The organism is Microbacterium sp. NPDC087868, assembly GCF_044900755.1.
GTDB classification, from domain to species: Bacteria; Actinomycetota; Actinomycetes; order Actinomycetales; family Microbacteriaceae; genus Microbacterium; species Microbacterium galbinum.
In genome coordinates this window covers 399718-418023 of record NZ_JBJDNO010000003.1, presented here as the reverse complement: position 1 = coordinate 418023, position 18306 = coordinate 399718, and the positions used below count along the sequence as shown (strand labels likewise).

General features: G+C 69.9%; 19 protein-coding genes. 15 read left to right on the top strand and 4 right to left on the bottom strand.

From position 1 onward, the window contains the following. Positions 1-13: 13 nt before the first annotated feature. On the bottom strand, positions 14-610 hold the full coding sequence (locus ACI2JZ_RS12265; protein WP_404597750.1) for a DUF937 domain-containing protein: 597 nt from the start codon (positions 608-610) through the stop codon (positions 14-16). Positions 611-713: 103 nt separating this feature from the next. Between ACI2JZ_RS12265 and hpt the strand changes: the two genes are divergently transcribed. From hpt to ACI2JZ_RS12215, 10 genes are all read left to right on the top strand, one after another. Beyond that, positions 714-1265, top strand: a complete 552-nt coding sequence (gene hpt / locus ACI2JZ_RS12260) for a hypoxanthine phosphoribosyltransferase (RefSeq protein ID WP_247623476.1) — start codon at positions 714-716, stop codon at positions 1263-1265. A 64-nt stretch (positions 1266-1329) separates the two neighbouring features. After that, positions 1330-3327: an ATP-dependent zinc metalloprotease FtsH gene (ftsH, locus tag ACI2JZ_RS12255; protein ID WP_247623475.1), complete on the top strand. Its 1998-nt coding sequence runs from the start codon at positions 1330-1332 to the stop codon at positions 3325-3327. 2 nt (positions 3328-3329) lie between these two features. Further along, complete coding sequence (gene folE, locus ACI2JZ_RS12250) at positions 3330-3929, top strand: GTP cyclohydrolase I (protein WP_404597746.1); 600 nt, start codon at positions 3330-3332, stop codon at positions 3927-3929. Beyond that, on the top strand, positions 3926-4729 hold the full coding sequence (folP, locus tag ACI2JZ_RS12245) for a dihydropteroate synthase (protein WP_404597745.1): 804 nt from the start codon (positions 3926-3928) through the stop codon (positions 4727-4729). Before folE ends, folP begins: the two co-directional genes overlap by 4 nt. A gap of 44 nt (positions 4730-4773) precedes the next feature. Beyond that, positions 4774-5160 carry a dihydroneopterin aldolase gene (gene folB / locus ACI2JZ_RS12240; protein ID WP_404597743.1) on the top strand — a complete coding sequence of 129 codons (387 nt, stop codon included), beginning with the start codon at positions 4774-4776 and terminating at the stop codon, positions 5158-5160. Continuing rightward, positions 5157-5693: a 2-amino-4-hydroxy-6-hydroxymethyldihydropteridine diphosphokinase gene (gene folK / locus ACI2JZ_RS12235; protein ID WP_404597742.1), complete on the top strand. Its 537-nt coding sequence runs from the start codon at positions 5157-5159 to the stop codon at positions 5691-5693. Before folB ends, folK begins: the two co-directional genes overlap by 4 nt. Continuing rightward, entirely contained in the window at positions 5693-6175 is a 483-nt protein-coding gene (locus tag ACI2JZ_RS12230) for a DUF3180 domain-containing protein (RefSeq protein WP_404597740.1), read from the top strand. Before folK ends, ACI2JZ_RS12230 begins: the two co-directional genes overlap by 1 nt. Then, positions 6126-6707 carry a PH domain-containing protein gene (locus tag ACI2JZ_RS12225; protein WP_404597738.1) on the top strand — a complete coding sequence of 194 codons (582 nt, stop codon included), beginning with the start codon at positions 6126-6128 and terminating at the stop codon, positions 6705-6707. The genes ACI2JZ_RS12230 and ACI2JZ_RS12225 overlap by 50 nt, the downstream gene beginning before the upstream one ends. After that, the gene (locus ACI2JZ_RS12220; protein ID WP_404597736.1) at positions 6704-8623 is read left to right on the top strand and encodes a PH domain-containing protein; all 1920 of its coding nucleotides are present in this window, start codon (positions 6704-6706) and stop codon (positions 8621-8623) included. The genes ACI2JZ_RS12225 and ACI2JZ_RS12220 overlap by 4 nt, the downstream gene beginning before the upstream one ends. A gap of 4 nt (positions 8624-8627) precedes the next feature. Continuing rightward, positions 8628-9320, top strand: coding sequence for a DUF2520 domain-containing protein (locus ACI2JZ_RS12215; protein ID WP_247624730.1), 693 nt, complete (start codon positions 8628-8630; stop codon positions 9318-9320). A 40-nt stretch (positions 9321-9360) separates the two neighbouring features. Here the strand turns inward: ACI2JZ_RS12215 and ACI2JZ_RS12210 are convergent, their stop codons facing one another. Beyond that, complete coding sequence (locus ACI2JZ_RS12210; protein WP_404597735.1) at positions 9361-11178, bottom strand: DUF2207 domain-containing protein; 1818 nt, start codon at positions 11176-11178, stop codon at positions 9361-9363. A gap of 79 nt (positions 11179-11257) precedes the next feature. Here ACI2JZ_RS12210 and lysS point away from each other — a divergent pair, with 79 nt between their 5' ends. Further along, a complete protein-coding gene (lysS, locus tag ACI2JZ_RS12205; RefSeq protein WP_404597733.1) occupies positions 11258-12817 on the top strand; it encodes a lysine--tRNA ligase in 1560 nt (519 codons plus the stop codon). Here the strand turns inward: lysS and ACI2JZ_RS12200 are convergent. Beyond that, positions 12810-13928 (bottom strand): DUF4192 family protein, encoded by a 1119-nt coding sequence (locus ACI2JZ_RS12200; protein WP_404597731.1) that lies wholly within the window; start codon positions 13926-13928, stop codon positions 12810-12812. The two genes, lysS and ACI2JZ_RS12200, sit on opposite strands and share 8 nt — an antisense overlap. A gap of 114 nt (positions 13929-14042) precedes the next feature. Between ACI2JZ_RS12200 and ACI2JZ_RS12195 the strand changes: the two genes are divergently transcribed. From ACI2JZ_RS12195 to ACI2JZ_RS12185, 3 genes are all read left to right on the top strand, one after another. After that, the gene (locus ACI2JZ_RS12195) at positions 14043-14216 is read left to right on the top strand and encodes a hypothetical protein (RefSeq protein WP_247623465.1); all 174 of its coding nucleotides are present in this window, start codon (positions 14043-14045) and stop codon (positions 14214-14216) included. 98 nt (positions 14217-14314) lie between these two features. Continuing rightward, positions 14315-15775 carry a cardiolipin synthase gene (gene cls / locus ACI2JZ_RS12190; RefSeq protein ID WP_247623464.1) on the top strand — a complete coding sequence of 487 codons (1461 nt, stop codon included), beginning with the start codon at positions 14315-14317 and terminating at the stop codon, positions 15773-15775. 46 nt (positions 15776-15821) lie between these two features. Further along, positions 15822-16550, top strand: coding sequence for a hypothetical protein (locus tag ACI2JZ_RS12185; protein ID WP_247623463.1), 729 nt, complete (start codon positions 15822-15824; stop codon positions 16548-16550). Positions 16551-16616: 66 nt separating this feature from the next. Here ACI2JZ_RS12185 and ACI2JZ_RS12180 read toward each other — a convergent pair whose 3' ends face one another. Continuing rightward, positions 16617-17615: a diacylglycerol kinase family protein gene (locus tag ACI2JZ_RS12180; RefSeq protein WP_247623462.1), complete on the bottom strand. Its 999-nt coding sequence runs from the start codon at positions 17613-17615 to the stop codon at positions 16617-16619. A 77-nt stretch (positions 17616-17692) separates the two neighbouring features. Here ACI2JZ_RS12180 and ACI2JZ_RS12175 point away from each other — a divergent pair, with 77 nt between their 5' ends. After that, positions 17693-18232: an RNA polymerase sigma factor gene (locus tag ACI2JZ_RS12175; RefSeq protein WP_404597729.1), complete on the top strand. Its 540-nt coding sequence runs from the start codon at positions 17693-17695 to the stop codon at positions 18230-18232. The last annotated feature ends 74 nt before the right edge of the window (positions 18233-18306 follow it).

The following is an 18306-nucleotide window of genomic DNA, read 5'->3' as shown; positions in this document are numbered from 1 at the left end:
TGGGCGGCGCCCGTTACTTCTTGCCGCCGAAGAGACCGCCGACGATGCTGCCCAGGTCGATGCCGCCGTCGCCCGACTTGTTGCCGCCGCCCAACAGACCGCCGATGATGTCGCCGACGCCACCGCCGCCGGAGTTGCCGTTGCCGCCGCCGAGCAGACCGCCGATGATGTCGCCGATTCCGCCGCCGCCCTGCGACTCGGTCGAGGCGGAGCCGCTCTTGCCCTTGCCGGCGTTCGCGATCAGACCCATCACGATCGGCGCGAGGATCGGCAGGAGCTTGCCGAAGTCGATGCCCGCCGTCTTGTCGGACTGCGTGAGCTTCTCGGTGACCTTCTTCTTCTCCTCGGCTCCGAGGATGTGCGTGACGATCTTGTCGCCGTCGGCCTGATCGATGTCCTTGATCGAGGCGGCGCCGCCCGTGCCCTCGTGCTTCTTCAGCGCCTTCTGGATCGCCTCCGAGCCCTCGTCGGTCGAGGCGTTCTTCGCGAGCCCTCCGAGAAGCACCGCACCGCCCTGCTCGACCGCGGTCTTCGCTACGTCGGGTGAGACGCCGAGCTGCTTCGCGATGTCGTCGATCGGGACCTGCTTCAGGATGTCGTCGAGAGCCATGGGAATCCTTCCGTCGGTGGGCTTCCGTCCGTCTCACGGCTCAGAGTAGTGCGGATGCCGGGGCAGGGGGAGAGCGGCGTCATCGATCGCCTAAAATCGATCCATGCGCGCCACGGAAATCCAGGCTGACCTGTCCGAGATCCTCGTCACCGAGGAGCAGATCCTCGCCAAGCTCGACGAGCTGGCCCTGCGGGTCGCCGACGATTACGCGGGCAAGGACCTCATCCTGGTCGGCGTACTCAAGGGCGCGGTCATGGTGATGGCCGACTTTGCGCGGGCGCTGCCCTTCCACGCGCCGATGGACTGGATGGCCGTGTCGAGCTACGGTGCGAGCACGAAGTCCAGCGGCGTCGTGCAGATCCGCAAGGACCTCGACACCGACCTGAACGGCAAGCACGTGCTCATCGTCGAGGACATCATCGACTCGGGGCTCACGCTGAGCTGGCTGCTCGAGAACTTCGAGTCGCGCGGCGCCGAGTCGATCGAGGTGCTCGCCCTGCTGCGCAAGCCGGAGGCCGCGAAGGTGGTCATCGACTGCAAGTACGTGGGCTTCGACATCCCCACCGATTTCGTCGTCGGCTACGGCCTCGATTTCGACGAGCGGTACCGCAACCTGCGCGACGTCGCCGTGCTCGCCCCGCACGTCTACTCCTGACGCGCTACGCCGTGGGTGAACGCACAGCAGGCGCCTAGTACGCGCGCGATACGCTGATCCGATCATGGATGTGAAGAAGCTCGGCAAGAATCCGCTGATCTACGTACTGGTGATCGGCCTGCTGCTGATCCTCGGGTTCGTGCTGGTCTCGAACATCGCGGCACCCAAGCAGATCACGACGCAGGAGGGTCTGAAGCTGCTCGGCGGCTCGACCGTCACCGAGGTGGTCAACACCGACGGCGACCAGCGCGTCGACCTCACGCTCTCGAAGCCGTTCGAGGGCGCCGACAAGGTGCAGTTCTACTACGTCGACGCCCGCGCCGACGAGGTGGTCACGGCGATCAACGACGCCGACCCCAAGGAGGGCTTCAACGACGCCGTGCCGCGCGCGACGTGGTTCGACGGCTTCCTCTCGCTCCTCCTGCCTCTCGTGCTCCTGGGCCTGCTGTTCTGGTGGCTCCTGTCGTCGATGCAGGGCGGCGGCGGCAAGGTCATGCAGTTCGGCAAGTCGAAGGCGAAGCTCGTCAACAAGGAGACCCCGACGGTCACCTTCGCCGACGTCGCGGGCGCCGACGAGGCGATCGAAGAGCTCCATGAGATCAAGGAGTTCCTGCAGGACCCCGCGAAGTTCCAGGCGATCGGCGCCCGCATCCCGAAGGGCGTGCTGCTGTACGGCCCTCCCGGAACCGGTAAGACCCTTCTCGCCCGCGCTGTCGCCGGTGAGGCCGGAGCCCCCTTCTACTCGATCTCGGGTTCGGACTTCGTCGAGATGTTCGTCGGTGTCGGAGCCTCGCGTGTGCGCGACCTGTTCAACCAGGCCAAGGAGAACTCCCCGGCGATCATCTTCATCGACGAGATCGACGCCGTCGGTCGTCACCGCGGCGCCGGCATGGGCGGCGGCAACGACGAGCGCGAGCAGACGCTCAACCAGATGCTCGTCGAGATGGACGGCTTCGACCCGAACGCGAACGTCATCGTGATCGCGGCGACGAACCGCCCCGACATCCTCGACCCCGCGCTGCTGCGTCCCGGCCGTTTCGACCGCCAGATCGGTGTCGACGCTCCCGACCTCAAGGGCCGTCAGAAGATCCTCGAGGTGCACAGCAAGGGCAAGCCGCTCTCGCAGAGCGTCGACCTCGAGGTCGTCGCCCGCAAGACGCCGGGCTTCACCGGTGCCGACCTCGCGAACGTGCTGAACGAGGCGGCGCTCCTCACCGCCCGCTCGAACGCGCAGCTCATCGACAACCGCGCGCTCGACGAGGCGATCGACCGCGTCATCGCCGGTCCGCAGCGTCGCACCCGAGTGATGAAAGATCGCGAGAAGCTCATCACGGCGTACCACGAGGGCGGGCACGCGCTCGCCGCCGCGGCGATGAACTACACCGACCCGGTCACCAAGATCACGATCCTGCCGCGCGGCAAGGCCCTCGGCTACACGATGGTGCTGCCGCTCGAAGACAAGTACTCCGTCACGCGCAACGAGCTGCAGGACCAGCTCACGTACGCGATGGGCGGCCGCGTCGCCGAGGAGATCGTGTTCCACGATCCGACCACCGGCGCCTCGAACGACATCGAGAAGGCGACCTCCATCGCCCGCAAGATGGTCATCGAGTACGGCATGACGACCGAGGTCGGTCCGGTCAAGCTCGGCTCCGAGGGCGGCGACATGTTCGTCGCGCGCGACATGGGCCGCGGACGCGAGTACTCCGAGAAGGTCGCCGAGCGCGTTGACGCCGAGGTGCGCGCGCTCATCGAGCAGGCCCACGACGAGGCCTACGAGGTGATCAGCGCGAACCGCGACATCCTCGACCGTCTCGCCCTGGCGCTGCTCGAGGAGGAGACCCTCGACCACAACCAGATCGCCGAGATCTTCACCGAGATCCGCAAGCTCCCCGAGCGCCCGCTGTGGCTGTCGAGCAGCGACCGTCCGGTCTCGGACGTGCCGCCGATCGAGGTTCCCAAGAAGGTCGTGCCGGTCGCGGCGTCCGTCGAGGAGCCCTCGGCGACCGCCCGCGCACAGGAGCCGTCAGGAGCCACGAACCCGCGTCCCGCGACGGCCTGATCGTGGGCGTCGACAGGGCGCGGATCGAGCGGCTGACGCGTGAGCTGCTCGAGGCGATCGGTGAAGACCCGGATCGTCCGGGACTGCGCCAGACGCCCGCGCGCATGGCCGAGCTGTACGCGGAGTTCTTCGGCGGCGTCGGCGAGGATGCCGCGGCTCCGCTCGAGCGCACGATCAGCGTGACCCGGGGCCCCGCCCCCGACACGCTGCCGTCGGGCGCGGTGCTGCTGCGCGACATCCGTTTCCGTTCGGTGTGCGAGCACCACCTGCTGCCCTTCGCCGGCCGGGCCCACCTGGCCTACCTCCCGGGGGAGCAGGTCGTGGGTCTGGGTGCGCTGGTGCGGGTCGTCGAGATCCTCGCCGCCCGCCCGCAGGTGCAGGAGCGGCTGGGCGAGCAGATCGCCGACACGATCGCCGAGAACCTCGACACCCGCGGCGTGCTCGTCGTGCTCGACGCCAGCCACGGCTGCGTGACGATGCGAGGCGGACGCCAACCCGAGGCATCCACCCTCACCATCGCCGCCCGCGGCGTCTACGAGGACCCGATCGCGCGCGCCGAGCTCATCGCCCTCATCGGTCCGTCGTCCGGTGCGCTCTCGTGACCGGCATCTGGGGCATCGTCAACGTCACGCCCGACTCGTTCAGCGACGGCGGACGCTACCTCGACGTCGACTCGGCGGTCGCGCGGGGACTGAAGCTGCGCGCCGACGGCGCCACCGTGCTCGACATCGGCGGGGAGTCGACGCGTCCCGGCGCGGAGCGTGTGGACGCCGCCACCGAGCAGTCGCGCGTGATCCCGGTGATCGAGCAGCTGGCCGCGGCCGGCGTCGCCCTCAGCATCGACACGATCAACGCCTCGACGGCGGCGGCCGCGGTGCGCGCGGGAGCCCGCATCGTCAACGACGTGTCGGGTGGACTCGCCGACCCCGAGATGCGCGCGGCCGTCGCCGAGTCCGGTGCCGACTACGCGATCGGGCACTGGCGCGGTTTCTCCGACGACATGTACGCCCGCGCCGACTACCATCGCATCGCCCGCGAGGTCGCCGGAGAGCTGCAGGAGCGCCTGGGCGAAGCCGCTGCGGCTGGCATCGCACCGTCGCGGGTGATCCTCGACCCGGGCATCGGATTCGCCAAGGCGGGTGCGCAGAACTGGGATCTGCTGCGGGGACTCGACGACATCGTCGCCCTGGGGCCCCGCGTGCTCATCGGCACCTCGCGCAAGCGGTTCCTGGCCGAGGCGTTGGGCCAGGCGGATGCCGACGTCACCGAGCAGCGTCGCGACCTCGCGACCGCCGTGACCAGCGCTCTCGCGCTGCGCGCCGGCGTGTGGGCGGTGCGCGTGCACGACGTCGCCGCGACCCGCGACGCGCTCGCGATCGCGCACGCCTGGGAAGGGCGCTGAGCGCCGGCCGCTGCGTCGTCGGTGCTCCCGCGTACGCTGGGGTGATGGACTCCCTCGATGAGATCGTGCTGACCGGGCTGACGGTGTTCGGCCGGCACGGTGTGTACGACCACGAGCGCGCCGACGGGCAGGAGTTCACGATCGACCTGCGCCTGCGTCTCGACCTCGCCCCGGCCGCGGCATCCGACGACGTGGTCGACACGGTGCACTACGGCGAGTTGGCCGAGAAGGTGGCGGCGATCGTCGCGGGAGAGCCGGTCGACCTGGTCGAGACGCTCGCGTCGCGCATCGCCGACGCCGTCCTCGGCGACGAGCGGGTGCACGACGTCACCGTCACGGTGCACAAGCCGCACGCCCCCATCCCCCTCACGTTCACCGACGTCTCGGTGGTTCTCACACGCGGGCGCATCACGGCAGGAGGCGTCGCATGAGCCGCAACCTCACCCGACCGCCCGAGGTTCCGCTGCCGGGTCCCGGTCGCGAGCCGGTCACCGCCGTTGTCGCCCTCGGAGCCAACCTCGGCGACCGGCACGCCACGATCACCGCCGCGGCCGAGCGCATCGCGCGCCTTCCCCTGGTCACCGACGTACGACTCTCTCCGCTGCACGAGACCGTCGCCCTCCGCGTCGACGGGCCCGACCCCGACGCGCCGGGCTACGTGAACGCGGTCGCCCTGGTGACTACGCGCCTCGCCCCCGAGATCCTGCTCGGCATGCTGCATGCGATCGAAGACGAGAACGGGCGCGAGCGCCACGAGCGGTGGGGCGACCGCACCCTCGATCTCGACCTCATCGCGTACGGCGACGAGGTCTCCGACGACCCGCGTATCGTGCTACCGCACCCGCGTGCGTTCGAGCGCCTCTTCGTGCTCGACCCGTGGCTCGACATCGACCCCGACGCCGAGCTCGCAGGTTACGGCCGTATCGCCGACCTCGCCGCCGCGCTGCGCGCGCAGGGGGAGTGATGCAGCGCACCTCCGCCGGGCTCCTCGTCATCCTCGCCGTCGTCGGCGCCGGTCTCGGGTTCCTCCTCGATCAGCTGCTGACGGCGATGGGCCGCGCGACCTTCACCCCTTCGGTCTTCCTCCCCGTGCTGCTCGTGCTGATCGCGGCGGCGGCGCTCGCCGTCGCCTGGCCGGTGCGGCGCAGCGTGCGCACCGGCATCCGCATCGATCCGTTCCGTGCGCTGCGCGCCGCGACGCTCGCTCGCGCCTCGAGTCTGCTCGGAGCCCTGCTCACGGGCTTCGGCGCCGGCCTCCTGGGCTTCCTCCTGACACGGCCGATCGATCCCCCGGTAGGGTCGACAGTGGCGATGATCGCCCTGATCGCGGGAGCAATCGTGCTCGTGGTCGCCGCCCTCGTCGCCGAACAGTTCTGCACCCTGCCGAAGGATCCTGATGACTCAGAGCCCAGAGAACGCGCCCCTGAACCCGGCCGAGGGCACTGACCTCGCCGCCCTCGACCAGGGGGTGTACACCTCTCTCCGCACGGCGCGCAGCGAGGCCCGCCTCGAGCTCGACGGCACCTGGCACCAGATCTCGCCGCGCTACGCCATCTCACAGCTGCTGCAGAACGCGCTCCTGCTCGTCGTCGTGATCGTCGCCGCCGCTGTGCTCGCTCTCGTGCTGCACCAGAGCTGGGTGTGGATCCCCGGCGCCGTGCTGACGCTGCTGATCGTCGTGACGATGATCATCCTGCCGCGGCAGGCGCGGGCGATCGGCTACATGCTGCGCGCCGACGACATCGTCTTCCGCAAGGGCATCCTCTGGCAGCGCATGATCGCCGTGCCCTACGGGCGCATGCAGCTCGTCGACATCACGCAGGGTCCGGTCGACCGCGGCTTCGGCATCTCGCAGCTCAAGATGGTCACCGCCGCCGCGACCACCGGCGTCCAGATCCCCGGCCTCACGCAGGCCGCGGCCGAGGCGCTGCGCGACACGCTCATCGAGGTCGCCGAGACCCGCCGGACCGGCCTGTGAGCGAGCCGCAGTTCCCCGCCCCGCCGACGTCGGCGGACGCCGCGCCCGCCGGGAAGGCGGATTCGTCGAACCTCGCCGACGGCGAATGGCATCGGATGCATCCGCTCACGCCCCTGTTCAAGGGCGGGCTGGTGCTGCTGATCGTCGCGGGCATCACGTTCGCGAACCTGCGCGACCGGGTGATCGCCTGGTTCGTGAACATCACGACGCCGAGCGACACGCACTACAGCGACTATTCCTCGGGCGACCCGGTCGACTGGGTGCTCGAGAACAATCTGATCCTCATCGCCCTGCTGGCGGTGCTCGGGCTCCTGATCGTGCTGGTCGCGATCTTCTGGTTCGTCTGGCGCTTCCAGCAGTTCCGCATCACCGGCGACCATGTCGAGGTGCGCAAGGGCATCATCTTCCGCTCGCACCGCCGCGCCCCGCTCGACCGCGTGCAGGGCGTCAACCTCACGCGGCCGTTCCCGGCGCGCATCATCGGCCTCGCCAAGCTCGAGGTCGTCGGCGCCGGAACCGACGCGAACGTCGAGCTCGAGTACCTCGCCACCCCGCGGGCCGAGGCCGTGCGCGCCGACATTCTGCGCCTCGCGTCGGGCGTGCGTGCGGCGCGGCAGGCCGCGGCATCCGGTGCACCTGCCGGGCCGACGACCACCCGCGCCCAGCTCGTCGACTCGATGAACCACGGCGTCACGGGACTCATCGCCGGCGTCGACCTCGAAGACGTGGCACCCGAGAGCGTCGTGAAGATCCCGACCGGCCGACTGGTCGGCTCGCAGCTGCTCGCGGGCGTGCTGTGGTTCGTCTTCTTCGCGCTGATCTTCGGCATCACGATGGGGTTCATGTTCTTCGGTGCCCTGCTCGACGGAGACGTGGGCGGGAGCTTCATCTCGCTGGGGCTCGCGCTCGGCATCGGCATCCCCCTCGTCATCGCGGTCGTGGGTATCACCTGGGCGCAGATCTCGAAGTCGCTCCGGTACTCGATCGCTCCGACGCCCGACGGCGTGCGCATCACCTACGGTCTGCTCACGACGGTCACCGAGACGCTGCCCCCGGGCCGTATCTTCGCGGTCGAGGTCACGCAGTCGCTGCTGTGGCGCCCGTTCGGCTGGTGGTCGATCAAGATCAACCGCATGAGCGGCAAGAGCGCCGCGCAGCAGTCCTCGGGCAGTGCGCAGCAGTTCAACATCGTGCTGCCGGTCGGCAAGCGGGCAGACGTCGAGCGGGTGCTCGGGCTGATCCTGCCCGACGTGCCGGCGGCCGACATCCCGCTCATCTGGGAGCACGGCATCCTCGGACCGGTCGAGGGCGACCCGTACCGCACCATGCCGCGTCGCGCCGGATGGCGTCGCCCCCTCTCGTGGAAGCGCCACGGCTACACGGTCACCGACTTCGGCCTGATCCTGCGTCGCGGCGTCATGTGGCGCAAGCTCGCGGTGTTCCCGCTCGCGCGGCTGCAGGGCGTCTCGCTCTCGCAGGGACCGATCGACCGTGCGCAGCGCGTCAGCGGCGCGCAGGTGCACACGGTTCCCGGTCCGATCCACGGAATCCTCTCGGGTCTCGAGCGCGATGACGCCCTCGCCCTGATCGGCGACGTCTCGAGCCGGGCCGCTGCCGCGGCTGCGCGCGACACCTCGCACCGCTGGAGCGAGCATGCAGGAGAAGCGGATGCCGCGGCCGCGGGTGCGCCCGTACCGCCGCCGTATGCGCCGGTGCCTCCGCCGTATGCGGGGCAGCCCGGTGCGGATGCGGGTGCACCGCCGGTTCCGCCGCTGCCTTCGGGTGCGCCGCCTGCTGCTCCGGCCCCGCCTGCTCCTCCGGCACCGCCCGCTCCTCAGCCGTCGGCTGCTCCTCAGCCGCCGGCACCGCCCGCGCCTGCCGCCCCTCCCGCACCTCCTGCGTCGACGGAGGAGTGACGTGGTGGAGCGCGACGGACGCCTCGGCGTCGGCATCATCGGCGCGGGTCTCGTGGGGCCCGTCATCGGCGCGGCCCTCGGCGGCGCCGGGCATGCGGTCGTGGGGATCACGAGCGGATCCGACGACGAGCGGGCTTCGGCCGTTCTGCCCGACGTGCCCGTGCTCGACGCACTCGAGGTCGTGCGCCGCGCCGAGCTCGTGGTGATCGCGGTGCCGCACGACCAGTTGGAATCGCTCGTTGCCGGTATCGCCGAGGTCGGCGGATGGCAGATCGGCCAGCTCGTGCTGCACACCGACCCCGCCTTCGGTATCGAGGTACTGCGTCCCGCCGCCGCGAAGGGGGCGATCCCGCTCGCCGTGCACCCGGCGATCACGTTCACCGGAACCTCGATCGATCTGCGTCAGTTGCAGGCGGGGTTCGCGGCGGTCACCGCTCCCGCGGCCGTCCTCCCGATCGCCCAGGCCCTCGCCGTCGAGATCGGTTGCGAGCCGGTCGTCGTCGCCGAGGCGGATCGCGCCGCCTACGCCGATGCGATTCAGACGGCCACCGAGTTTTCGCGCTCGATCATCGGACAGGCCACGGGTCGCCTCCGCGAGATCGGCATCGACAACCCCGGCGGCTACCTCTCGGCCCTCGTGCAGTCCACCGTCGAACGGGCGCTGCGCGAAGCATCCGATCCTCCGCCTTTGCTCTGACGGGCGCCCGCGAACGCGTGAGGGGAGCGCGAGGTACGGGTCAGCGTCCGCCGGAGAAGCCGCCGCCTCCTCCGCCGCCGGAGAACCCGCCGCCGCTCGAGCCGCCGAAGCTCGACGAGCTGCCGGTCGACGGGGCCGTGTACGACGATGCCGATGCGGTGGAGACGGCGAAGGCCGCGAGCGAGGTGCTCAGATACGGTGAGCGACCGTCGCCGATCCAGCCGGGACCCCGCTGCTCATACGTGTAGGCGTGCTCGAGCACCTTGCCCCATTCGTCTTCCATGCCGAAGAGCATCGCGTAGGGGAGCAGACGCTCGTAGAGCACGATGACGTTCGCGCTGCCGTCCTGCCGGCGCTCCGCCCCCGTGTACGACTGCAGCATCTGCAGACGGTCGGCCTCGGCGACGCGGATGAACTCGCGCACCCCCTGCAGATACTCGTACTGCCGTGCACCCTCCGCGGTGAGCATGACGTGCTTCGAGAATGCGTAGAGGCTCGCCAGGAGCACGAAGAAGGCCCCGAAGGCGACGACCACGAGCGCCGGAATCGCTCCGACCCGACCGGTGGCGACGCCCCAGATCGCCACCGCCAGTCCGATCGCGGCGACGGCGATCGCGATCCACTGCAGGATCACGGCGCCGCGGGCGCGCTCGCGCACGGTGAGCCCGCGAGTCTCGGCCTGCTTCTTGCCCAGCGCCTGCAGCACGCCCATGCGCGCGGCGAAGGTCTCGCTCGCGGCGGGGATGTCGACGACGCCGGTGTCGTCGGTGCCGAGGAACAGGTTGTCGACCGCATCCGCGTCGAGCTGGTCGGGGAGACGTCCGTCGGGAAGGCGTCGCAGCCGCGGCCGCTCGGGCTCGGCGCCTTCCTCGATCCGGAGCACGCCGCGGACGGCGAGGTGCACGATCTCGGCGGGGATCACAGCCTTCGCGCCGGGCAGGATCGCGGCCGCGAGCAGCGGGGGCATCGCATCCGGCACGTCGTACTGGGCGACGACGATGCCGGTGGCGGTGCGTCGCCTCTTGCGCACCGCCGAGACGGCGAACCAGCTCGCGACCGTCAGTCCCAGGCCGCCGACCGCGGCGAACATCGGTGCGACGTCGGTGACCGGGTTCGGGGTGCGGGCAGAGGGTTGCGTGACGGTACCCGCGTCGAAGCCGATCGCGACGGTCACTCCGTCGCCGGCGGCGCGCTCGCCCGATTCGACGCGGAAGAGGGCGCCGTCGGCGGTGTCCGTCGGGCCTTCGAGCGTGCATGTCTCCGACGACCCGGAGTATCCCTCGTAGCAGCGGCTGGCGCCGGTGAGGGCGGCGGTCAGGGTGTCGTCGAAGAGGATGTCGGCTCGGAAGGACTCGATCGCCTGCGTGCTGTCGAGGGGGAGGAGGTCCCAGTAGAACTCGTCGACTCCGGTCTCGGCGGCGAGGACGACGTCGCGCATCTCGTACTCGATCACGTAGGTCTGAAGCCCCTGCACGTAATCGTCGTCGCCGGTGAGCACGTAGAGCACGCCATCGTCGGTGTCGGTCTCGTAGGGAACGTCGGCGCCCGTCTCGTCGGTGACGGAGAGGATGCGGGTGTCGATGCCCGCGTTCTCGTAGGAGGTGGCGAGGCCGCGGACGATTCCGCGGTTCTGGTCGAAGTCGGGGAATCGGGCGACGAGCTCCTCGGTGACGTGCATGGTGGCTCGGCCCTCGTCGTCGACGCCCACCGTGTAGGTGGCGTCCCACGACGCGTAGGAGAAGTCGTCGACGTCGGCGGAGACGGATGCTCGGGCGCTCGCGGGGCTCGATGCGAGCAACACGAGGCCGGCGGCGGCGGCGGTGGTGGCGAGGGCGCGGAGGATCCGTGGGGCGGCCATTCTTCGAGGCTACCCAGCCTCGGCCTCGGATCGGCCTATGGCCTCGGTAAACTGGAACGACTTTTCCAAGGAGCCCCGAATGACCGACGCGTCCGCCGCGCCCGCGCAGAACCCCACCGACCCTTCGAACACGGAGCTCGGCGAAGACGAGATCCACGAGCAGAAGGCCGTGCGTCTCGCCAAGCGCGAACGTCTGATCGCGAAGCGGACGGATGCCGGTGGCGGGGCGTTCCCGGTCGGTGTCCCGGTGACCCACACGATCCCGGCGCTGCGCGCCCAGTACGGCGAGGGTGGTGCCGACGAGCTCGAAGCGGGAGCCGAGACCGGCGTCGTGGTCGGCGTCGCCGGCCGCGTCGTGTTCAGCCGCAACACCGGCAAGCTCTGCTTCGCGACCCTGCAGGCGGGTGACGGTTCGCGTATCCAGGCGATGATCTCGCTCGCGAACGTCGGCGAGGAGTCGCTGGCGGACTGGAAGGAGTACGTCGACCTGGGAGACCACGTCTTCGTGCACGGCGAGGTCATCTCGAGCCGCCGCGGCGAGCTGTCGATCATGGCCGACGGCTGGGAGATCGCATCGAAGGCGATCCTGCCCCTGCCGAACGCGTACGCCGAGCTGAGCGAGGAGGGTCGTGTCCGCAGCCGCTACCTCGACCTGATCGTGCGCGAGCAGGCCCGCCAGACCGTGCGCGCCCGCGCCGCGGTGAACGCGAGCCTGCGGGCCACGTTCACCGGTCACGACTACCTCGAGGTCGAGACCCCCATGCTGCAGGTGCAGCACGGCGGGGCATCCGCTCGCCCGTTCATCACGCACTCGAACGCGTTCGACACCGAGCTGTACCTGCGCATCGCCCCCGAGCTGTATCTCAAGCGTGCGGTCGTCGGCGGCATCGAACGCGTCTACGAGATCAACCGCAACTTCCGCAACGAGGGCGCCGACTCGACGCACAGCCCCGAGTTCGCGATGCTCGAGGCCTACCAGGCCTACGGCGACTACGACCAGATGGCCGCTCTCACTCAGGAGCTCGTGCAGAACGCGGCGATCGCGGTCGCAGGTTCCACGACGGTGACCTGGGCCGACGGCACCGAGTACGACCTCGGCGGCGAGTGGGACCGCATCTCGATGTACGAGTCGCTGTCTGCCGCTGCCGGACGCACGTTCACCCCGCAGGACGCGGTCGACGATCTCATCGCCTTCGCCGAGGCCAACGGCGTCGATCTGCCCGCCCAGGCGACCCACGGCAAGCTCATCGAGGAGCTGTGGGAGCACTTCGTGAAGGGCGACCTGGTGCGCCCCACGTTCGTCATGGACTTCCCCGTCGACACCTCGCCCCTCGTGCGCGAGCACCGGTCGATCGACGGAGTGGTCGAGAAGTGGGACCTGTACATCCGCGGCTTCGAGCTGGCGACCGGGTACTCCGAGCTCGTCGACCCCGTGATCCAGCGCGAGCGTTTCGTCGAGCAGTCCAAGCTCGCCGCGCGCGGCGACGTCGAGGCGATGCCGATCGACGACGAGTTCCTGCGGGCGCTGGAGCACGGCATGCCGCCGTCCGGTGGCATGGGCATGGGCATCGATCGCCTGCTCATGGCGATCACGGGTCTCGGCATCCGCGAGACCATCCTGTTCCCGCTGGTCAAGTAGTCCGCCCCGCGGTGCGTCGGAAGGTCCATTCCGGCAGCACCGCGGCGTTGATCATCGATCCCACGAGCGCGGCGAGTCCGTAGTCGGGGTCGATCTCGCGCACCAGGTCGAGGTAGTGCGCCGCGTGCGTGGACCGGCCGAGCGCCCACGAGAGCCACGCCGCCGCGGTGAGCGGGGCGGGGCGGGCGGCACGCGGTGCGCGCGACGCGGCGGTGCGCACGACGTCGAGGGCGAAGCTGAGCCGATCGGGGTCGGGTGTCGGACCGCGCCCGAGGAAGATGTCGCCGAGCTCGTCGGGGATCGACCGGCCGTGCTGGGCGAAGTCGAGCTGCGCCCCGAGCGATCGTCGACCGGAGGCGTGGTCCGACGCCCACTGCAGCAGTGCCACGTCTCGGTAGACGGGGCGCTCGAGGCACCACAGCAGCGCGGCGACCGCGAAGGGCGGCAGATCGCCACGGGAGTCGAGCAGCTGCTCGTAGAACGCGGGGACGTCGTCGAGGATCGCGAGGGCGGCCAGGGCCTCGGGGTTCTCGTCGTCGGACAGCGACGACGCCGGGCGCCCGAGCAGCTCGGAGAGGTCGCGCAAGGCCCGCCCGACGCGCTCCTTCTGCGCGAGATCGGCGACGGGGAGCACGGCCCCGGAGTTCTGATCGCCCGAGACGTCTCCGATGCCGGGCACCCTCTCGGCGCGCACCGGCTCGACGGGATGCAGAAGAGGTTCCTCTTCGAGGTAGCTCGCCCATCCGCCGGGCGTGACGCACAGCGCGTCGACGATGCGGAGGCCGGCGTCCTCGGCGCAACCGAGCAGTTCGTCGAGGGCGACGGCGTGGGGGAGGACCCACCCGTCCGGTGTGCTCTGAGCCGCCTCGTCGACGTAGGCGACGACGGCGACCGCGTCGATCGCGGCCACGCGTGAGACGAGGCCGATCGCGGTATCCGCATAGTGCTCGAGCGGCACGTCGTCGCGGGGGAGGTCGATGCGCATCGCGCCGTAGGCGCGGGAGCCCTGGAACGGGAGCATGACGATGCTGCGCCGGGGCGTGAAGCCGGCGAGGAGGGGGACGAAGCCGAGGAACTCGGCGGAATCTGCGGCACGGAGGACGGTGTTCATGAGGCGAGTGTGCCCGGTGGCGGCATCCGCCCGTTCCGGAAAACCGGGCCTGTGGAGGGATTGCCCCGCCCTTCGGATCGGCGCAGGAGGAGTGAGGTCGCGTACCATGGGGGTATGGACAACTTCTGGGTCGCCGCCGCGTGGTCGATCCTTCCGACCCTCGGGGTCAGCGCCATCTTCTTCATGGTGCTCCGCGGCATCCTGCGATTCGACCGCACCGAACGCAAGGTGCACGCGCAGATCGAGGCGGAGGAGCGCGCGGCCCGCGGTCTTCCCCCGCGCTCCTGAGGCACTGTCCCACCCATCCGCTACTGTGAAGCGAACACCGCCGGACGGTGATGCGCGACGGAACCTTCATCGGTGAGGTCCGTCAGGAAGAGAGCAGTATGACCGCGGAGGGCGTCGCCTGGGCGATCACGGCGTTCCTCGTGGTGCTCGATCTGACCATCCGCATCACGGCGATCATCGTCATCCCGCGCAACCGCCGCCCCACGGCTGCGATGGCCTGGCTGCTGGCGATCTTCTTCATCCCGTTCGTCGGGGTCTTCCTGTTCCTCGTGATCGGAAACCCGCGACTGCCGCGCGCCCGCCGCCGCAAGCAGGACCAGATCAACGAGTACATCGCCGCGACCAGCGAGCACCTGCACTTCGGAACCCTCCGTCCCCACGCGCCGGACTGGTTCGGTCCGCTGGTCGAGATGAACCAGCGCCTCGGCGCTCTGCCGCTCTCGGGCGACAACGGAGCGCACCTGATCTCCGACTACCAGGAGTCGCTCGACGCGATGGCCGACGCCATCCGCGAGGCGAAGGACTACGTGCACGTCGAGTTCTACATCCTGCAATCGGACGCCTCGACCGACAACTTCTTCCGTGCGCTCGAAGAGGTCGCGGCGCGCGGCGTCTCGGTGCGGGTGCTTCTCGACCACTGGGCCAACCGCTGGAAGCCGCGCTACAAGCAGACGATCCGGCGCCTCAACGCCATGGGCGCCGACTGGCACCTCATGCTCCCGGTGCAGCCGTTCAAGGGCCGGATGCAGCGCCCCGATCTGCGCAACCACCGCAAGCTGCTCGTGGTCGACGGCGTGACCGCCTTCCTCGGCTCGCAGAACGTCACCGACTCGACCTACAACCTGCCGAAGAACATCAAGCGGGGCCTGCACTGGGTCGACCTCATGGTGCGCCTCGACGGGCCGGTCGTGCTCAGCGTCAACGCGATCTTCCTCAGTGACTGGTACAGCGAGACCGACATCGTGCTGGAGGAGATCGACATCGCCCACGCCGACATCGGATCGGGGGACCTCGACTGCCAGGTCGTGCCCTCGGGCCCCGGGTTCGAGGTCGAGAACAACCTGCGTCTCTTCCTCGGCCTGCTGTATGCGGCGAAGAATCGCATCATGATCGTGAGCCCGTACTTCGTGCCGGACGAGGCCCTGCTGCTCGCCGTCACCGCGGCCGTCGACCGCGGTGTCGAGGTCGAGTTGTTCGTCTCGGAAGAGGGCGATCAGGCGATGGTCTACCACGCGCAGCGCAGCTACTACGAGGTGCTGCTCAAGGCGGGCGTGCGCATCTGGATGTACCGCAAGCCGTACATCCTGCACACCAAGAGCCTGACGGTCGACGACGAGGTCGCGGTCATCGGCTCGAGCAATATGGACATGCGCTCGTTCGGTCTCAACCTCGAGGTCTCGATGCTCGTGCGCGGCGAGGAGTTCGTCGCCGAGATGCGCGAGGTCGAAGACACCTATCGGTCGCTCAGTCGGGAGCTCACCCTCGAGGAGTGGATGCAGCAGCCGCTGCGCTCGACCGTGCTCGACAACCTGGCGCGCCTCACCTCGGCCCTGCAGTGATCGCTCCCGACTTCCGATGGAATATCGCCACCGGTACCCTGGGGGCATGGTCACTCCCTCGCGCGTCGTCGCCGTCCTCTCCGCTTTCGCCGCGGCGCTGCTGATCGCCGGGTGCACCGCCACCCCCGGATCGACCTCGCCCACGAGCACACCCGGTGCATCGACCGCGCCCGGGGCCGGCGATGACGACTTCGCCGACGTCGAGGCCGCACTGCTCGACGAGGGCCGCATGTTCGCCGTCGTCACCTGGGGCTCCTCGACGTGCGTTCCGCAGGTCGACACGGTGACCGCCGAGGGCCAGAACGTCTCGGTGACGCTCGTCGACGGCGCAGCCGACCAGGTCTGCACCCAGGACATGGTGCAGCGCGCCAGCATCGGCGGCCTGCCCGCCGGTGTGGATCCGACGAAGGACATCACGCTGCAGGTCACCTACGGCGATATCTCGGATGACGCCGAGATCGGCGGGGCACCCGTCACCGGCGTTCCCGGGGAGTCGACCGAGTACCAGCCCTCCGCCGGATGGTTCGACGACGGCAGCCTCGTGCTGCTCACCTGGGGCTCGTCGGGATGCCCGCCGGTCGTCGAGTCGCTCGAGGGTTCGGGCAACGCGGGCACGGCGACCTTCGTCACCGACGACACCCAGATCTGCACCATGGACATGGCGCCGCGTGCGACGATCCTCTCGTTCGGCGACGACGCGGTCGATGACGACGGCTTCACCCTCACCCTCGTGGGCGGTGGCCTCGACGGCACGGTGTCGGTGCTCGCCGACTGACACCGCCGGCTGAGCGCATCGCCGGCGGAGCACCTCGCGGCGGAGCACCGGAAGGAAAGCCGCGTGTCAGAGCGCGTCGACCGGATGCCCCTCCGGTAGCGCGAGCAGCAGCGCGCTCGGATCGACCCGGCACGTGATGCGCACGGCATTGCCGAACTCGTCGCCGTCGAGCTCGACCGGCGTGGGCACCGACGTCGCAGCCTCCGCGGCGAGGCCCTGGAAGTAGTGCACCGCGGCATCCTTCCCCCGGCGCTCGAGGATGCGCCTGCCGGCGGCGAAGCGCCGCAGCACCGAGTTCTCCCACCAGATCCTGCGCCAGACGTTGAACCAGCCGAACGCACCGGAGGGCCGGATCACGGCGACGTCGAGGGTTCCGTCGGAGATCGAGGCATCCGGCACCAGAGCGATGCCCGCGGGCAGGGTGCCGCAGTTGGCGAAGAGGATGCTGTGCACCTTCGTCGAATGCAGGCGGCCGTCGTCGATCTGATACACCGAGCGGAAGGGCGAGGCGTTGGCGAGCGAGCGCGCGGCGCCGTCGACGTAGGCGATCCACCCGACCGACTTCTTGAGGTCCGGGCGGGTGTTCGCGATCATGTCGGCGTCGAGTCCGATTCCGGCCAGCACCACGAAGGCGTGCTCGCTCTCGTCACCGCTCTCACGTGTGATGCGCGCCCATCCGATGTCGATCGCGTGGCGGGATCCGGTCAGCGCCGCACGGATCATGTCGTCGGGCGAGCCCAGCGGCAACGCCAGGTTGCGTGCGAGCAGGTTGCCGGTGCCGCTCGGCAGGATCGCGAGGGGAACACCGGTGTTCGCGATGGCCTCGGAGACCGCGCGCACGGTGCCGTCGCCACCGGCGACGAGCACGACGTCGACCCCACGGGCGAGAGCCTGCGCCGTGGCACCCTGCCCGGCATCCTGGATCGTCGTCGGATAGAACGCCGGATGCTCCCACCCCTCGGCCTTCGAGAGCTCGCGCACGGCAGCGCGCAGTCTCTTCTCGTCGACCTTGATCGGGTTGTAGACGAGCGCGGCCTGTCGTCTCGCGGCCGGGGGCTTCGTCATGGCGATACTCTATTCCCGGCATGTGTCATGCAGGTGACACGGGGACGGATGCCCGAGCGCTCTGGGGAGGGGCCGGAATGGGTGCGCAGGCGAAGAGCGAGTCGATCGGCGATGCGCGTGCACTGCTGACCGAGATGATCACGGACGAGCCCGATCGGCTCCGGCGCCGCAGCATCTCGCTCGGCGTGCCCGTGGACGATGCTGACGATGCCGCCCAGATGGCGCTCTTGCGCGCCTGGAGATCGGTCGCCCACCTGGAGACTCCCGAGCCGGGAAGGGTGTGCTCGTGGCTCGACGCGATCGCGCGCAACGTCGCGATCGACCTCTCCCGTCAGCGGGCACGCCGCCCGCAGACCGAGCTCGACGACGAGATGCCCGACGCCGTGAACGTGGCCGGAGCCGCCGAGATCCGCGTGATCCTCGACGGTGCGCTCGCCGCTCTGCACGACCTCCCCGACTCGCTGCGGGAGCCATTGCTGCTCACCGCCGTCGACGGGTTGTCGGCCGGCGAAGCGGCGGAGCGCCTCGGCATCGACCCCGCGGCGGTCCGCCAGCGCGTCGCCCGCGCACGCAAGGCGCTCGGCGCCTGCCGGCAGAGCGGCATGGGCGCGGGCTGACGGGTTCTTCTCGGCCCGGGGTGACGCCCTGGTCCGCCCGTCGAGACCCATCGAGCCCGTCGAGACCCACCGGT

What these genes read in the sequence shown, in the direction of transcription:
- ACI2JZ_RS12265 (WP_404597750.1), bottom strand. Translation starts at nt 610, where the DNA reads ATGGCTCTCGACGACATCCTGAAGCAGGTCCCGATCGACGACATCGCG.
- hpt (WP_247623476.1), top strand. Translation starts at nt 714, where the DNA reads ATGCGCGCCACGGAAATCCAGGCTGACCTGTCCGAGATCCTCGTCACC.
- ftsH (WP_247623475.1), top strand. Translation starts at nt 1,330, where the DNA reads ATGGATGTGAAGAAGCTCGGCAAGAATCCGCTGATCTACGTACTGGTG.
- folB (WP_404597743.1), top strand. Translation starts at nt 4,774, where the DNA reads ATGGACTCCCTCGATGAGATCGTGCTGACCGGGCTGACGGTGTTCGGC.
- folK (WP_404597742.1), top strand. Translation starts at nt 5,157, where the DNA reads ATGAGCCGCAACCTCACCCGACCGCCCGAGGTTCCGCTGCCGGGTCCC.
- ACI2JZ_RS12230 (WP_404597740.1), top strand. Translation starts at nt 5,693, where the DNA reads ATGCAGCGCACCTCCGCCGGGCTCCTCGTCATCCTCGCCGTCGTCGGC.
- ACI2JZ_RS12225 (WP_404597738.1), top strand. Translation starts at nt 6,126, where the DNA reads ATGACTCAGAGCCCAGAGAACGCGCCCCTGAACCCGGCCGAGGGCACT.
- ACI2JZ_RS12210 (WP_404597735.1), bottom strand. Translation starts at nt 11,178, where the DNA reads ATGGCCGCCCCACGGATCCTCCGCGCCCTCGCCACCACCGCCGCCGCC.
- lysS (WP_404597733.1), top strand. Translation starts at nt 11,258, where the DNA reads ATGACCGACGCGTCCGCCGCGCCCGCGCAGAACCCCACCGACCCTTCG.
- ACI2JZ_RS12200 (WP_404597731.1), bottom strand. Translation starts at nt 13,928, where the DNA reads ATGAACACCGTCCTCCGTGCCGCAGATTCCGCCGAGTTCCTCGGCTTC.
- ACI2JZ_RS12195 (WP_247623465.1), top strand. Translation starts at nt 14,043, where the DNA reads ATGGACAACTTCTGGGTCGCCGCCGCGTGGTCGATCCTTCCGACCCTC.
- cls (WP_247623464.1), top strand. Translation starts at nt 14,315, where the DNA reads ATGACCGCGGAGGGCGTCGCCTGGGCGATCACGGCGTTCCTCGTGGTG.
- ACI2JZ_RS12185 (WP_247623463.1), top strand. Translation starts at nt 15,822, where the DNA reads ATGGTCACTCCCTCGCGCGTCGTCGCCGTCCTCTCCGCTTTCGCCGCG.
- ACI2JZ_RS12180 (WP_247623462.1), bottom strand. Translation starts at nt 17,615, where the DNA reads ATGACGAAGCCCCCGGCCGCGAGACGACAGGCCGCGCTCGTCTACAAC.
- ACI2JZ_RS12175 (WP_404597729.1), top strand. Translation starts at nt 17,693, where the DNA reads ATGGGTGCGCAGGCGAAGAGCGAGTCGATCGGCGATGCGCGTGCACTG.